This is a genomic window from Amycolatopsis echigonensis (genome assembly GCF_002846615.1).
GTDB classification, from domain to species: Bacteria; Actinomycetota; Actinomycetes; order Mycobacteriales; family Pseudonocardiaceae; genus Amycolatopsis; species Amycolatopsis echigonensis.
Genome location: NZ_PJMY01000003.1, coordinates 2627243 through 2640775 on the forward strand (window position 1 = coordinate 2627243; position 13533 = coordinate 2640775).

Annotated in this window: 16 protein-coding genes; 8 read left to right on the plus strand and 8 right to left on the minus strand. The window is 69.7% G+C overall.

Annotation, left to right across the window (positions count from 1 at the left end; genetic code table 11):
• Positions 1–87 precede the first annotated feature (87 nt).
• Together ATK30_RS17230 and ATK30_RS17235 are read left to right on the plus strand one after the other, a co-directional pair.
• The gene (locus tag ATK30_RS17230; RefSeq protein WP_101436441.1) at positions 88–987 is read left to right on the plus strand and encodes an ABC transporter ATP-binding protein; all 900 of its coding nucleotides are present in this window, start codon (positions 88–90) and stop codon (positions 985–987) included.
• Entirely contained in the window at positions 984–2579 is a 1596-nt protein-coding gene (locus ATK30_RS17235) for an ABC transporter permease (protein WP_101436442.1), read from the plus strand. Before ATK30_RS17230 ends, ATK30_RS17235 begins: the two co-directional genes overlap by 4 nt.
• A gap of 2 nt (positions 2580–2581) precedes the next feature.
• Here ATK30_RS17235 and ATK30_RS17240 read toward each other — a convergent pair whose 3' ends face one another.
• Positions 2582–2923 carry a hypothetical protein gene (locus ATK30_RS17240; RefSeq protein ID WP_101436443.1) on the minus strand — a complete coding sequence of 114 codons (342 nt, stop codon included), beginning with the start codon at positions 2921–2923 and terminating at the stop codon, positions 2582–2584.
• A 119-nt stretch (positions 2924–3042) separates the two neighbouring features.
• Here ATK30_RS17240 and ATK30_RS17245 point away from each other — a divergent pair, with 119 nt between their 5' ends.
• Positions 3043–4152: an MFS transporter gene (locus ATK30_RS17245; protein ID WP_279629995.1), complete on the plus strand. Its 1110-nt coding sequence runs from the start codon at positions 3043–3045 to the stop codon at positions 4150–4152.
• Between the two features lie 105 nt (positions 4153–4257).
• Here the strand turns inward: ATK30_RS17245 and ATK30_RS17250 are convergent, their stop codons facing one another.
• Positions 4258–4803, minus strand: coding sequence for a TetR/AcrR family transcriptional regulator (locus tag ATK30_RS17250; RefSeq protein WP_009086025.1), 546 nt, complete (start codon positions 4801–4803; stop codon positions 4258–4260).
• A 183-nt stretch (positions 4804–4986) separates the two neighbouring features.
• On the opposite strand from ATK30_RS17250, the gene ATK30_RS17255 reads away from it, so the two are divergent.
• Positions 4987–5751, plus strand: a complete 765-nt coding sequence (locus ATK30_RS17255) for a nuclear transport factor 2 family protein (protein ID WP_101436444.1) — start codon at positions 4987–4989, stop codon at positions 5749–5751.
• Here the strand turns inward: ATK30_RS17255 and ATK30_RS17260 are convergent.
• Positions 5748–6353, minus strand: coding sequence for a TetR/AcrR family transcriptional regulator (locus tag ATK30_RS17260; protein WP_101440893.1), 606 nt, complete (start codon positions 6351–6353; stop codon positions 5748–5750). The genes ATK30_RS17255 and ATK30_RS17260 overlap by 4 nt on opposite strands.
• Positions 6354–6476: 123 nt before the next feature.
• Here ATK30_RS17260 and ATK30_RS17265 point away from each other — a divergent pair, with 123 nt between their 5' ends.
• Entirely contained in the window at positions 6477–7817 is a 1341-nt protein-coding gene (locus ATK30_RS17265; RefSeq protein WP_101436445.1) for a flavin monoamine oxidase family protein, read from the plus strand.
• 7 nt (positions 7818–7824) lie between these two features.
• On the opposite strand, the gene ATK30_RS17270 is transcribed toward ATK30_RS17265, so the two are convergent.
• The 3 genes from ATK30_RS17270 to ATK30_RS17280 form a co-directional block, all read right to left on the minus strand.
• The gene (locus ATK30_RS17270) at positions 7825–8610 is read right to left on the minus strand and encodes a metal-dependent hydrolase (RefSeq protein ID WP_101440894.1); all 786 of its coding nucleotides are present in this window, start codon (positions 8608–8610) and stop codon (positions 7825–7827) included.
• A 62-nt stretch (positions 8611–8672) separates the two neighbouring features.
• Positions 8673–9026 (minus strand): STAS domain-containing protein, encoded by a 354-nt coding sequence (locus ATK30_RS17275; RefSeq protein ID WP_101436446.1) that lies wholly within the window; start codon positions 9024–9026, stop codon positions 8673–8675.
• A gap of 223 nt (positions 9027–9249) precedes the next feature.
• Positions 9250–9555 (minus strand): WhiB family transcriptional regulator, encoded by a 306-nt coding sequence (locus tag ATK30_RS17280; RefSeq protein ID WP_101436447.1) that lies wholly within the window; start codon positions 9553–9555, stop codon positions 9250–9252.
• A gap of 151 nt (positions 9556–9706) precedes the next feature.
• Between ATK30_RS17280 and ATK30_RS17285 the strand changes: the two genes are divergently transcribed.
• The 3 genes from ATK30_RS17285 to ATK30_RS17295 all read left to right on the plus strand — a co-directional run bounded on the left by ATK30_RS17285 (position 9707) and on the right by ATK30_RS17295 (position 11380).
• Positions 9707–10123: an ATP-binding protein gene (locus ATK30_RS17285; protein ID WP_101436448.1), complete on the plus strand. Its 417-nt coding sequence runs from the start codon at positions 9707–9709 to the stop codon at positions 10121–10123.
• Positions 10120–10896: a SigB/SigF/SigG family RNA polymerase sigma factor gene (locus ATK30_RS17290; RefSeq protein WP_101436449.1), complete on the plus strand. Its 777-nt coding sequence runs from the start codon at positions 10120–10122 to the stop codon at positions 10894–10896. Before ATK30_RS17285 ends, ATK30_RS17290 begins: the two co-directional genes overlap by 4 nt.
• A gap of 64 nt (positions 10897–10960) precedes the next feature.
• Positions 10961–11380, plus strand: a complete 420-nt coding sequence (locus ATK30_RS17295; RefSeq protein ID WP_167441930.1) for an ATP-binding protein — start codon at positions 10961–10963, stop codon at positions 11378–11380.
• 639 nt (positions 11381–12019) lie between these two features.
• On the opposite strand, the gene ATK30_RS17300 is transcribed toward ATK30_RS17295, so the two are convergent.
• Positions 12020–12673 (minus strand): alpha/beta fold hydrolase, encoded by a 654-nt coding sequence (locus ATK30_RS17300; RefSeq protein ID WP_101436451.1) that lies wholly within the window; start codon positions 12671–12673, stop codon positions 12020–12022.
• 13 nt (positions 12674–12686) lie between these two features.
• The gene (locus tag ATK30_RS17305; protein ID WP_101436452.1) at positions 12687–13346 is read right to left on the minus strand and encodes an HNH endonuclease family protein; all 660 of its coding nucleotides are present in this window, start codon (positions 13344–13346) and stop codon (positions 12687–12689) included.
• Positions 13347–13533: the final 187 nt, after the last annotated feature.

The window sequence follows — 13533 nt, forward strand, 5'->3', positions numbered from 1 at the left end:
TCCTCTCCCACGACCCTCCAGAAGATCACTCGGTCTAGACGTTTTCTTAACTTCACAACTTCGTGAAATGAGTGTAGCTTCCGAAACATGGGAAACGCCATTGCGATCTCCGGCCTGCACAAGGCATTCGGCCGGGTGAAGGCCCTCGACGGCCTTGATCTTCAGGTTCCCGCGGGGGAAGTACACGGTTTCCTCGGCCCGAACGGCGCCGGGAAGTCCACCACGATCCGAGTCCTGCTCGGACTGCTGCGTGCCGACGCCGGCGAGGTCCGGCTGCTCGGCGGCGACCCTTGGCGCGACGCGGCGAGCCTGCACCACCGGCTCGCCTACGTGCCCGGCGACGTCAACCTCTGGCCCAACCTGTCCGGCGGCGAGGTCATCGACCTCCTCGGCAGGCTGCGCGGCGGGCTCGACCAGAAGCGCCGCAAGGAACTCGTCGAGCGCTTCGATCTCGACCCGCGCAAGAAGGGCCGCACGTACTCGAAGGGCAACCGGCAGAAGGTCGCCATCGTCGCCGCGCTCGCGTCCACTGTGGACTTGCTGCTGCTCGACGAGCCGACCTCGGGGCTCGATCCGTTGATGGAGGCCACTTTCCAGGAGGTCATCCAGGAGGAGCGCGCGCAGGGCCGTACGGTGCTGCTGTCCAGCCACATTCTCGCCGAGGTGGAAGCCTTGTGCGACAAGGTGAGCATCATCCGGAACGGCCGCACGGTCGAGTCCGGCACGCTCGCCGAACTGCGCCATCTCACTCGCACGTCGATCACCGCGGAACTGGCCGGACCGCCGAACGGCCTCGCCGAACTCGCCGACGTGCACGACCTCAAGATGGACGGCAGCCGCGTCCGCTTCGACGTGGAAACGCGCGCGCTCGAGGACGCGCTGCGGCAGCTGGCCCAGATCGGCGTGCGCAGCCTGGAGAGCCGGCCGCCGACGCTCGAAGAACTCTTCCTGCGCCACTACGCGGACGAACTCGAGGCCGGGAAATGACCGGCGCGCTCGTCGGCACCGGACCGCTGATCCGGCTCGCGCTGCGCCGCGACCGGATCATCCTGCCGATCTGGATCGTCCTGCTCAGCATCGTCCCGGTGGCCACGATCAGCAGCTACGACCAGTTCTATCCGACCGCCGCGAGCCGGGCCGGGCTCGTCGCGTCGGCGGCGGCGAACCCGTCGTTCGCGCTGCTCTACGGCCCAGCGTTCAATCTCGGCGCGGCCGGCGGGTTCATCGCCTGGCGGATGGGCGGATTCCTCGCGCTGCTGACCGGCCTGATGGCGGTCTTCACGCTCACCCGGCACACCCGTGCGGAGGAGGACAGCGGCCGGGCCGAACTGCTGGCGTCCACTGTGGTCGGTCGATACGCGCCGCTCACCGCCGCGCTCACGGTGACCGGCGGGGCGAGCGTGCTGATCGGTGTATTGCAGGCGAGCACGCTCGCGTCGAAGGTTCCCGCAGCGGGTTCCGTCGCGCTCGGCGCGAGCACGGCGCTCGCCGGTCTGGTCTTCACCGGCGTCGCCGCGGTCGCCGCGCAGCTCGGCGAGTACTCGCGTACCGCGAACGGCATCGGCACGGCCGTGCTCGGCGTCGCGTTCCTGTTGCGTGGCGCGGGTGATTCGACCAGCGACGCGCACTGGCTGTCGTGGCTGTCGCCGCTCGGCTGGGCGCAGCAGATCCGCCCGTTCGCCGAAGAACGTTGGTGGGTCCTGACTCTGCCCGTCGCGACCACATTGGTGCTGTTCGCGGTGGCCTACGCGCTGCTGCCGCGTCGCGACGTCGGCGTCGGCCTGCTTCCGCCGCGCCTCGGTCCCAGCGAGGCCGCGCCGTCGCTGCGGTCGCCGTTCTCGCTGGCCTGGCGGCTGCAACGGGGTCCGTTGCTCGGCTGGCTGGTCGGGCTCGCGGTCGGCGGCGCGTTGTTCGGGACGATCGCGCAGGGCATTTCCGGCCTCGTCGGCGGTACCGAGCAAAGCAGGCAGATCTTCGAACGCCTCGGCGGATCGCGCGGACTGGTCGACGCTTTCCTCGCGACGATGGTGAGCCTGTTCGCGATGCTCTCCTCGCTCTACGGCGTGCAGGCGACGCTGCGGATGCGCACCGAAGAAACCTCGCTCCGGCTCGAACCGCTGCTGGCCACACGGGTCGGACGGCTGCGCTGGGCCGCGAGCCACCTGGTGTTCGCGTTCCTCGGCAGCGCGTTGCTCGTGCTCGTCGGGGGCGTGCTGCTCGGGCTGTCGAACGGATTGCGCAGCGGTGACGTCGGCCGCTCGGTCGGGAACATGGTCGAGGCCGTCGCGGTGCAGGTGCCCGCGGCGTGGGTGATCGTCGCGGTGGCCGCGCTGATCTTCGGACTGCTGCCGAAACTGGCGACCGCCGCCTGGGGCGTGGCCGCGCTGGCGTTGCTGATCAGCATGTTCGGGCCGGTCGTCAACGCGCCGCAGGTACTGCTGGACGTCTCGCCGTTCCAGCATCCGCCCAAGGTGCCCGGCCAGCTGTTCACCGCGGTGCCGCTGGTGGTGCTGCTGGCGGTCTCGGCGGTCGTGCTGGCGACGGGGCTGGCCGGCTGGCGGCGGCGCGACGTCGGCTGACGTCAGCGTTCGTCGCGGGAGAATCCGCTGGTCGGGCCCAGCGAGGTCGGCGGGGGCGCCGGCGGGCTCGACGAGGTCGGGGTGACCGACACCGTGGCCGTGGTCGTGCGCGGCGGCGGGGCCGGGGGTGCCGGCTGGCGATGGGTCACGGTGATCGGCGGCAGAGGGAGGCCGGTCACCGTGACCGTCACCTGCTGCACAGGCGGCGGGGTAGGCGGCGACGACTCTCCGGCCGGACGCGGAGTGCGACCGGCGACCAGCAGCGCGGCGACGAGCAACCCGCCCGCCAGCCCGGCCAGCCCGGTCACGACGACATAACCCCAGGTGGGAGCGGTGTCCGACATCCGGCACCTCCTCGCCGCACGGTCACTCGGCTACGAGGGTTTCGTCGCGTTGATCATAGGCGTCGTTACGCACTGTGCAACTTGATATCTACCGACTCAACTTATGTCACACTCCCCTTATGAGGGGGATTCTTCGCACGCCCGACTTCCGGCGGCTCTGGCTCGCCGACGGCCTCAGTCAGGCCGGCAACCGCATCGATTTCCTGGTCATCCCGCTGCTGGCCACCACCACGCTCGCCGCCTCAGTGGCGGAGGTTTCGCTGCTGCGGACGCTGAGCACGCTCCCGTATCTGCTGCTTGGACTGCAGGTGGGCGCGTGGTGCGACCGGATGCGCAACCGGCCGGTGCTGATCACCGCCGACCTCGCCCGCGCGGCGCTCATCGGCTCAGTGCCGCTCGCCGCGGCGTTCGGTGAGCTGTCGCTGGGTCATCTGTACCTCGTCGTGCTGCTGGCCGGTGTGTTCACCGTTTTCTTCAACGTCGCGCACCAGACCTACCTGCCTGGCCTCGTCGAACGCGGCGAACTGCCCGACGCGAACGCCCGGCTGCAGACCAACCTCTCCGTCGCCGCGATCGCCGGGCCGGGCCTCGGCGGGCTGATCGTGCAGTTCATCGGCAGCGCGGGCGCGATGGCCTTCGACGCTCTGACCTACCTGTGGTCCGCCGCCTGGCTGCACCGCATCCGCACGCCTGAGCCACGGCCCGAGCCCGCCGAGCGCAACCTCCGCCGCGAGATCGGCGAAGGCTTGCGGACGGTGCTGCGCGATCCGATCCTGCGGGCGATCACCGTACACAGCGCCGTTTCGAGCCTATTCCAGTCGATGTTCATGGCGGTGTCGATGGTGTTCATGGTGCGAGACCTGCATCTGACGCCGTTCATGATCGGGCTGATCGGCACGCTCTCGCTGACCGGAGCACTGCTGGGCAGCACAGTCGCCCGACGGCTCGGCACCCGCTTCGGCGCGGCGCGGGCTCTGTTCATCGGCGGTGCGGCGTACAGCGTTTCGTTCCTGCCCAACGCTTTCGCGACGCCAGGGTGGGGCCTTGCCTGGTACATCGCTGGCGGGATCGCGTCGAGCTTCGGGATCATCGTGCTCGGCGTGTTCGAAACGAGCTTCCGGCAGGCGATCCACCCCGCACGAGCTGCTGGGCCGGGTCTCCTCGGTGTCGCAGACGGTCGTTTTCGGCATCGCCCCGCTTGGCAGCCTGCTCGGCGGCTTCATCGCTGAGTTCACGACGACCCGGGTCACGTTGTACGTGTGCGGCATCGGAATCCTTGCGGCGTCGGCGATTCTCGTCGCTTCGCCGCTTCGGAAGATGCGCGATCTGCCCGGCTAGACCTTCCGCAGTCCGTCAAGCAGTACGCGCACCAGATGCCGGCTGTCCGGCGTAAATCGCTCCACCGCGAGTGCGCCGACGATCAGCGCGCGCAGGTCTTCGCCGTCGATGTCTGCGCGTACAGCGCCCGCGGCTTGTGCGCGTTCCAGAAGCGCAGTGAGGTTCACTCGAAACCGCTCCGCTGCTTCGGCCTTGTACGCGGAGCCGCTTGTCTCACCGAGCGCTTCGCAGATCGCGCGGTTACGCGACGCCTGTTCGATGACGCGTGTGAAGTAGTCGTAGAACGCTTCGCCCGGCGCGTCGGAGTCGATCAGCTCCTGCGCCTCGACGCCGTACTGCTCCAGCCGCTCTACGACGACTGCCTGGAACAGCGCTTCCTTGCTGGGGAAATGCCGGTAAACCGTGCCCGCGCCGACGCCAGCCAGCCGCGCGATGTCGTCGAGGGGCACGGAGAGCCCGTCGACGGCGAACGCTGCTTCGGCGGCAGCCAGCACACGGGCGCGGTTCCGGCGCGCGTCCGCGCGGAGCGCAGGCTTCTCCACCGGTCATCTCCTCTGATCTCAAAGTGGTGCGGCCGTCCGATTCTTCCTTGGAACACGGTCCGCCGCTTCTGACCGTGTCCCAGATCTCCAGGGTGCCGTTGACAACCGGAGCGCGAACTCCGTATCGTCGTAAGCGGGTGCCCCGTTCCGATTATCCACCCGTCTTCCCGAATGAGGTTTCTGATGCCCCGCACCGTGTCCGAGGTGGCCGAGATCGTCGCGAACGCGCTGAGCGCCGTCGACGCCGCACCGCTCGCTGACGTTCTCGCCGAGGACGCCGTCTACGAAATCCCGTTCACCGGCCACCGCTCAGCGGGCCGGGACGCCGTACTGGCCACGCTCGGCGCGGGCAGCGCCGTCGCGGCCCGGATCGGCCTGGGAAAAGTCGAGGTCACCACGACCGAAACCGCGGACGGGTTCGCCGTCGAACTCGTCGCCGAGGGCCGCAATCCGCACACCGGGCACAGCTACCGCCTCCCGTCGTCCGCCGGGTTGCTGACCGTGCGGGACGGCGAGATCACCCGTTATCGGGACTACCCGAACAACGGCGCGGCAACCGCGTTGCACGGGACGAAGGAAGTGTTCCAGCGTTTCCTCGACGCGGCGGTCGACAACCGCTGGGACGATCTCGCCGACCTGTACTCCGACGACGTCGTCATCGAAATCCCGTTCGCGCCGGCCGGAGTGCCCAAGGTGACGCGCGACCGGGAGGAGTTGCGCAAACGCTTTCACGAGGCCGGACAGCGCCGCCGGATCACCAAGGCGGACCGGGTCGTAGTGCACGAGACCAGCGACCCTGAGGTACTGGTCGCCGAGTACGACCTGCACGGGGAATACGAGGGCAAGGCGTACGTCTCGACGTACGCGATGGTGCTGACGGTGCGCGACGGGCGGATCGTGCACTCCCGGGATTACTCCGGCCCGCCGGTGTTCGCCGAATCGGCCTAAGCGGCGTCGACCCTCGCCAACCCGATCACCATGTCCGCCAAGGCCTCGCGCCCCTCCCGCGCACGCGCGTCGTCGGGGTCGCAGACGTACTGCAGGATCAAGCCGTCCACTCCGGCGACGATCATGCGCGCGAGGTGGTCGAAGGAAACGGCGGCAGTCTCGCCCGCCTGCTCGGCGGCTTGGCGGCACCAGCGAGCGACGACCCCGGCGTAGCGCTCGTACTGGAGCCGGGCGAGCTCTTCGTGACCAGGGGTGCGCAGCGCGTACATGGTGAGCTCATACTGCAGCAACTGCAGCTCACGCCCGCCCTCGACGAGCTTGGCCCAGAAGGTGTCGAGGCCGTGCCGGATCGCGTTCTCCAGGCCTTGGTCAGTAGCGGCCGAGGCCTGGAGAACGCCGGCGATCTCGTCGACGACGTCCTCGATCACGGCGCGGAGCAGCTTCTCCTTGGACGGGAAGACGTACTGCATGGTCGCCAGCGGGACGTCCGCCTGCGCGGCCACCACACGCAGCGAAGTCTTGGCGACGCCGTGCGCGGCCAGCGCGGCGCGGGCGGCCGCGATGAACTGCGGCCGGCGCACCGAGGCCTCGACGTACGGCATGGCCACCCCTTTCGGTCAGTCGACCGAAATATTGCCACGACCCCTTGCCAGCCCCGGCGGCGCTCCTTACGCTGCTCCAAATCGGTCGGCTGACCGAATCTTCGGAACGCGAGGGAGCGAGCCATGAAGGTCGTGGTCGTCGGCGCGGGACTGGCGGGACTCTCCGCCGCACGAGAGCTCGGCAAGACCGGAGCCGAGACAGTCGTCCTGGAAGCTCGCGACCGGGTCGGCGGGCGAGTCGAGGGCGGCGAGCTCGGAGGCCATCCGATCGAACTCGGCGGCACCTGGATCGGCGAGGGCCATTCCCGGATGCACGGGCTCGTCGAGGAACTCGGCCTGGCGACTTTCCGCACGTGGAACGACGAAGGCAAGACACTCGTCCAGCTCGGCGGCCGGCGCACCCTCGTCAACGGAGCCAAGGGCGCCGTGCCGCGGCTCAACCCGGTCGCGCTCGCCGACCTAGCGCAGGGCTTGGCCCGTTTCGGCCGGCTGGCCCGCAGCATCGACCCAGCCCAGCCGTGGACGCATCCGAAGGCGCGCCTGCTCGACAGCCAGACCTTCGAGACCTGGGTCCGGCGCAACCTGCGCACCCCGAGCGGGCGGGCGTACTTCCGGGTCGCGACCGAAGCCGTCTTCGCCGCCGACGCCAGCGACCTGTCGCTGCTGCACGCGCTGTTCTACGCGGTCAGCAACGCGGACCTGGAGACCCTCCTCGCCGTCGACCGCGGCGCACAGCAGGACCGCGTCGTCGGCGGCTCCGTGCTGGTGGCTCAACGACTCGCGGACGGGCTCGACGTCAGGCTGTCGACGCCGGTCGCGTCAGTGGCCCACGACGGGACCGGGGTCACGGTCACCACGCGCGCTGGTCAGACCTTCACCGGCGACCGGGTCGTCGTCGCCCTCCCGCCGACGCTCGCCGGACGGCTGCGGTACGACCCGGTGCTGCCCGCCTGGCGCGACCAGCTCACCCAGAAGCTGCCAGCGGGCACCGTCGCCAAGACGTTCGCCGCGTACCCCACCCCCTTCTGGCGCGAGCAGGGGCTGAACGGGCAGGTCGCCTGCGACACCGGCCCGGTCAAGGTCACCTTCGACGTTTCCCCGCCGGGCGGCGAGATCGGCGTCCTCCTGGGCTTCGTCGAGGGCGGCGAGGCACGGCGCTGGCAGCGTCTTCCCGCCGACCGGCGCCGGCAGGCCGTGCTCGATTCCTTCGTCCGCTACCTGGGGCCGCGGGCCGCCGAACCGACCGCGTACGTCGAGAAGGACTGGAGCGCCGAGGAATTCACCCGAGGTTGTTACGGCGCCCACTTCGCCCCTGGAGTGTGGACCAGCTACGGCGATGCGCTGCGGCCGCCGGTCGGCCGGATCCATTGGGCAGGTGCGGAGTACGCGGTGGAGTGGAACGGCTACATGGAGGGCGCGGTGCGGTCCGGCAGCGCTGTCGCGGAAGAAATCATGCGGCTTTGAGCGGGGCTCAGTGCGTCGCGGTCTGCGAAGCCGCCGGAGTGAACAAATGCTCCACCGCGGCCACGGTCCAGTCCCACACGCCCGGCACCAGCAACACTCCCACCAGCACGAACACCGGGAACACGAGCCGCGTCTCCACCTTTTTGCCGGTGTGCAGCCGCAGCGGCTTCGGCGGGCGGAGCTCGTACCAGGTCTCCCCCGCGATGGGCAGCGGGAACAGGAACGGGCAGCCCGACTCGGTCAGCGAATCCCCGAGGCAGTGCACGAAACAGCCCGCCGCGACAGCCACGCCGAGCCAGCCGGAGATGTCCGCCAACTGAGCCACGCGGTCGTCCGGCGCGGTGAAGTACCACCAGGCCACCGCGCCGCCGTAGAGCAGCAGCAGCCAGTCGCCTAGGGCACCGACAGCGAGCAGCAATCCGAACAGCAACACTCCCAGCACGGCCCAAGCCCCACCGGCACTACAGCCAGCGGAGGTAGCCGCGCCGAGGGCGACAGCGAACAAGAGGGTGTGCGAGAGGTGCCGGTGCGTGCCGGGCCCCTTTTCGTCGCGCGGGCCCTTCGTCAGGGCGTAGACAGCCGCGGACAGCCGGCGCAGCAGCCAGGACAGCGCGCCGGTCAGCCAGCCGAACAGGCGGGTCGCGCTGGCGCTGGGGTGGTCCAGGTCCGGCAGCAGCGCGAACCCTGCCGTGGTGGCCGCGAAGACCACCGCCTGGTGCACTGTGCCGACGCCTACCGCCGGCGCGAGGGCAAGCCCAGCGCACCAGCCGGTCAGGGCGTGCGTGCGCCCCATCATGATGGTTATCCCCCAGGTCGCGGACCACTTTACTCAGTCCGCGCGACCGTATCGGGAGATCAGGCCGGAGGTTCCTCCGACACGCTCAGGTGTTCGGCCACCCCGGTGAGCTCGATCACCCGGCTGACCGCCGGGCTCGGCACGACCTCGAGTTCGACCTGCTGTTCCCCGGCCTGCCGCTGGGCGTGCAGGACGACGTTCAGCGCCGATGAGTCGAAGAAGGTCACCCCGGTGAGGTCGGCCACCACGCGACGGGAATTCTTGTCCGCGATCAACCCGGCAAGAGCTTCCTGCAGCTGCGGGCTGGTGAGCAGATCGAGCTCACCCGTGACCACCACCCTCGGCTCGGCGGCCGCGGTGTCCAGCGTGATGCCGAATCCGGGCGGAGTGGCGTTCTGGTCGGCTGCGGGCATGCAGTTTCTCCTCGTCAGGCGCTGCTCCTGCGCCGGTACGCGCCTGTTGTCTCAAGCGGCAACCGTGTCACGGTCCCAAAGCATCTGGAGACCCAACCCTAACCCAGTGGGTGACCGCCGCCGCGTCGGCACACGGCTACCCCCTGGCTCGCGGGCGACCGGCGGACGCACAGCACCCCGCGCACCGCAGGTGGGCGCGCGGGTCGCGGGGGGTCGGATCAGCTCAGGCGGACACCTTCTTGCGCTTCGCCCGCCGTTCGCGCATGAACAGCTCGCGGCGCTCGATCTCGCCGAGCCCGCCCCAGATCCCGTAGGGCTCTTCGACGGTCATCGCGTGCTTGCGGCACTGCGCCAGCACCGGGCAGGTGTGGCAAATCGCCTTGGCGCGGGACTCGCGGCGCTCACGCGCGGAGCCGCGCTCGTTGTCGGTATGGAAGAACAGGCTGCTGTCCGCTCCGCGGCACGAGCCTTGAAGCTGCCACTCCCACTCCTCGGCCACCACATTCGGCAGTCGGCTCACGTCAGCCATGTCGTCCCCACCTTTCCCGGGATCAGCACACTCGACGGCTACATGCCCGCCGGTCGCGGCGGTCAAACGCGGGTTTGGTTTGCTCACCCCCCGGGCATGTGGCAGATCGGGCACGAAAGACTGGCGTGGCACGCCGGAGAGAGGAAAGCACGTGGAGGAGAACGCCCCGCTCGAGCGCGAGGACGCACAGCTCATCGAGGTGCGGACGGCGGCTATCCCGCACGTGGTGCCCACCCTGCGCACCATCGTCGCCGACATCGCCATGCGCCAGGATTTCGACCTGGACGCGGTCGAGGATCTGCGGATGGCCGTGGACGAGGCCTGCTCGATGCTGCTGCCCTCGGCCGCCGACGGCAAGCTGACCTGCGTGTTCTCCTGGCTGGAGGGCCGGATCGAGGTCACTGTGTCGGTCGTCTCCGAGCGCGCCGACCACGGCGACGAGACCGGTCTGTCCTGGCAGCTGCTGACCGCGCTCGCGACCTCGGCGCGACGCACCGTGACCCCGGCCGACGGCCGGTACCTCTCCCGGGTGCAACTGGTCCGGGAGAGTGAGGCGGCCAGCTCGTGACGAACCCCGCCGGCGGCGACCAGCCCACCGACGTGGCAGCACTGTTCCACGAGCTGACCGAGCTGCCCGAGCGTTCGCCCCGCCGCGAGGAGATCCGGGACCAGCTGGTGCGCGAGCATCTCGAACTGGCGCGCAACCTCGCCCGGAAATTCCGCAACCGCGACGAGGCGATGGACGACCTTGTGCAGATCGCGACCGTCGGCCTGATCCACGCGGTGGACCGTTACGACCCCTCGCAGGGCACCGACTTCCTGGCCTTCGCGGTGCCGACGATCTCCGGCGAGCTTCGCCACCACTTCCGCGACAACAGCTGGTCGGTCCGGGTGCCAAGACGGCTCAAGGAGCTCAACGCCACGATCTCGGCCGCACGCGAGGAACTGACCGTGCGGCTTTCGCGTGCGCCGAAGCCCAGCGAGATCGCCAGCCATCTCGGCGTGCCGATCGAGGACGTCTACGAGGGCCTGCGGGCCGGACAGGGCCGTTACGGGGCCTCGCTGGACAATCTGCTGGAGAACTCCGCGCACACCCGCTTCGGCGCGCCGGACGCGAACCTCGGCCAGGCCGAACTGCGCGAGGCGCTGCGGCCGATGCTGGACAGCCTGCCCGAGCGCGAACGCAAGATCGTCGCGTTGCGCTTCGGGTCCGGGATGAGCCAGTCGGACATCGCGCGCCGCGTCGGGGTTTCCCAGATGCAGGTGTCGCGGCTGCTCGCGGCGACGCTCAAAAGGCTCCGTACCGGACTGGCCGAGACTGACATCACCGAGGGCACCTGATTCGCTTTCGGCCGAGTTGGGTAAACACCACATGCGACAACAGCGGCCGGGAGGTGCAGAACCCATGACGACGTCCAGGATGCCGACCAGGGGCACCGAGGCGGCCGCCGCCACGGTGCGCCTGGAGCTTCCGGACGACGTCACCGCGCCCGCTATCGCGCGGGCACAGGTCCGCGCCGCGCTCGCCCAGCTCGACGTTCCCGCCCAGCTTCGCGACGACGTGCTGCTGGCGACTTCCGAGCTGGTCACCAACGCCTTCGAGCACGGCGACCGGCCAGACCGGCTCGAACTCCGGATCGAGCACGGCGAACTGATGCTGCGGGTCTTCGACACCTCGGCCTCCCTTCCGCAGCTGAAAGAGCCGGTTCTTCCGTCCGCGGCGCGCAGCCGCGGACTTCAGCTGGTGCACGCGCTGTCCCGGCGCTGGGGCTACGACCCGGCCGAGGGCGGGAAGTGCGTCTGGGCGGCGTTCGGCCTCAGCTGACGCCGGCTGGCCACCACGAGCCCGGCCGCGCCGAGCACCCCTAGTCCGCCCCCGAGCCAGCCGACGATCGTGCGCGGCCGTTCGGCCGCCGCACAGCCCGCTTCGGCGTGTGTCTCGGTCTCCGGCGAGCTGAACGCCGTCCCGCAGCCGACCCGGACGCTGGTGACGGAATCCGGTGGGTCGCCGGGGCCGAAGAGAGGGCGGTCACCGGCAACCGGAGGAACGCGATCCCGGCGAGGAAGAGCGCTGCGGACGCGAGTCCGATCCACAGCGCCGGACGCCGGATGCTGGACGCAATCGGGGTGACTGGGGACGAGGAGCGGGCGAGCAGCTGGGGCTGAGCGCGGCACAGGTCTCGGAGATCCTGCGGATAACCGCGCGGGTTTTCGGACTGGGTGAAGCGGACGTGCTCCGCCCCGTGCCCGGCCGGACCGTCGCGATCTGCCTGCCGCCCTGGAAACTTTCGACGTGCACGACGTCACCGGTGAGCAAGGTGACGGCGTGCCACTCACCGGGGCCAGGCACCGGTGAGCCGCGTGCGGCCGAGAGTGATGGCCTCGTGATCTCCACGTCATCGCACAAGATTCGGGGCGAGCCGGGGTTCACGTCACTGCCTCGCACTGTCGCGGTTGCGACATGTTAGCCAGCCACCGCCGCGTAATAGGCCAGGAGGCGGTCAGCGAGTTCGTCCGGACGGCTCAGCAGCGCGAGATGGGAACCGGCCATCTCGTCCGCGTCCAGTCCCAGCCGTTCGCGCGCGACCCGGCGCAACAGGTCCGCGGAGAAGAACCGGTCGTCGCGGAAGAGCAGGACTTTTGTTGGCACGTCCGGCAACCGCTCGCCTGGCCACGGCACGCTGTACTCGGCGCTGTTCTGATCCCGGCCGCGGCGCTCGTTCTCCTCCGCCAGCTCGGCCGGAACGTCCGCCATGAACTGCTCGGCGACGCTCAGTCCGTCGGCCGATTCGAAGCCGACGTTGCCCCACCACTCCCCCGGAGCCTCGCCTGGCGCGGGCACCATCCCGGCGACGAACACGAGAAGCCGCGCGCCGACCCGCTCCGCCACGAGCGGCGCGGTGAACCCGCCGTAGGAATGTCCGACCACGACGACTTCCGCGGCGTCGCCGATCGCCGCGACCACGGTGTCGGTGAAGTCGGCGAACGTGGCCTGCGGGTTCTCGATCGGCAGGTCCGGGGCCACGACCTCGTGGCCGGACGCCTTGAGCCGCGCGGCGACCAGGTGCCAGTCCCAGCCGCTGCCGCCGCCCCCGTGGATCAGCGCGAAAGTCGCCATGGGGCCCAGCTTGTCACGCTGGGCAGCGCTTCAGCATGTCCTGCAGCGCGTTCTTCTCCATGTCCGTGATCGTCAGCCCGTAGTAGTGCTTCACCGTGACCCAGTCGGTCGCGTAGGTGCACCAGAACGACACCAGCGGCGGCTTCCACTCGTCCGGAGCCTTGTCGCTCTTCTGCCGGTTCACGCTCGCCGTCACCGCGAACAGCTGCGGGCGCGTGAGGTCGTTCGCGAACTGCTCGCGCTTCTCCTGCGTCCAGTCGCGCGCGCCGCTCACCCAGGCCTGGCCGAGCGGGACCATGTGGTCGATGTCGAGCTGAGTCGGCTTGGTCCAGGTCTGGCCGTCGTACACGCTCAGCCAGGTGCCCGACGTCGGCTTGCAGTCGCTGCCCGCCTTGACGTCCTTGCCCGCGCGCTTGAGAACGGTTTCGCGGGTGTCGCAGCTGTCGCCCTGGCTGTCCCAGTGCTTGAACTTGTCGCGCGAATAGCCGGTCATGGTGCCGCGCGCGCCGATCTTCAGCTCGGACAGCTGCTTCGTCGCGTCCGCGGCGGAGGCCGGTGCCGCCTCGGACGGGGTGTCGCCGACTTCGCGCTGGCCGTACCAAAACCCGACGACAGCGATGAGCAGCACGACCGCGAGCAGCACGGTGCGCTTGGTGGGGAACGGCCGGGCCATGGTGCGCGGAATCCTCTCGGGCGGGGAGTTCGGGGAGCCGGAGTATGCCTGTCGCCGGGCCGGTAATCGCGCAGACACTCTCGGCAGCGTTCGAGCCGTGGCAAGGACCACGTCCGGCCAGTCGTTGCCCGCCAACGAAAAAGCGCAGATCAGCGGGGGTGGATAACGCTCGCGAAGGTGTCACGTC

What these genes read in the sequence shown, in the direction of transcription:
- ATK30_RS17260 (WP_101440893.1), bottom strand. Translation starts at nt 6,353, where the DNA reads ATGCCGTACGTCGAGGCCTCGGTGCGCCGGCCGCAGTTCATCGCGGCC.
- ATK30_RS17255 (WP_101436444.1), top strand. Translation starts at nt 4,987, where the DNA reads ATGCCCCGCACCGTGTCCGAGGTGGCCGAGATCGTCGCGAACGCGCTG.
- ATK30_RS17305 (WP_101436452.1), bottom strand. Translation starts at nt 13,346, where the DNA reads ATGGCCCGGCCGTTCCCCACCAAGCGCACCGTGCTGCTCGCGGTCGTG.
- ATK30_RS17300 (WP_101436451.1), bottom strand. Translation starts at nt 12,673, where the DNA reads ATGGCGACTTTCGCGCTGATCCACGGGGGCGGCGGCAGCGGCTGGGAC.
- ATK30_RS17245 (WP_279629995.1), top strand. Translation starts at nt 3,043, where the DNA reads ATGAGGGGGATTCTTCGCACGCCCGACTTCCGGCGGCTCTGGCTCGCC.
- ATK30_RS17295 (WP_167441930.1), top strand. Translation starts at nt 10,961, where the DNA reads ATGACGACGTCCAGGATGCCGACCAGGGGCACCGAGGCGGCCGCCGCC.
- ATK30_RS17265 (WP_101436445.1), top strand. Translation starts at nt 6,477, where the DNA reads ATGAAGGTCGTGGTCGTCGGCGCGGGACTGGCGGGACTCTCCGCCGCA.
- ATK30_RS17280 (WP_101436447.1), bottom strand. Translation starts at nt 9,555, where the DNA reads ATGGCTGACGTGAGCCGACTGCCGAATGTGGTGGCCGAGGAGTGGGAG.
- ATK30_RS17235 (WP_101436442.1), top strand. Translation starts at nt 984, where the DNA reads ATGACCGGCGCGCTCGTCGGCACCGGACCGCTGATCCGGCTCGCGCTG.
- ATK30_RS17240 (WP_101436443.1), bottom strand. Translation starts at nt 2,923, where the DNA reads ATGTCGGACACCGCTCCCACCTGGGGTTATGTCGTCGTGACCGGGCTG.
- ATK30_RS17275 (WP_101436446.1), bottom strand. Translation starts at nt 9,026, where the DNA reads ATGCCCGCAGCCGACCAGAACGCCACTCCGCCCGGATTCGGCATCACG.
- ATK30_RS17230 (WP_101436441.1), top strand. Translation starts at nt 88, where the DNA reads ATGGGAAACGCCATTGCGATCTCCGGCCTGCACAAGGCATTCGGCCGG.
- ATK30_RS17270 (WP_101440894.1), bottom strand. Translation starts at nt 8,610, where the DNA reads ATGGGGCGCACGCACGCCCTGACCGGCTGGTGCGCTGGGCTTGCCCTC.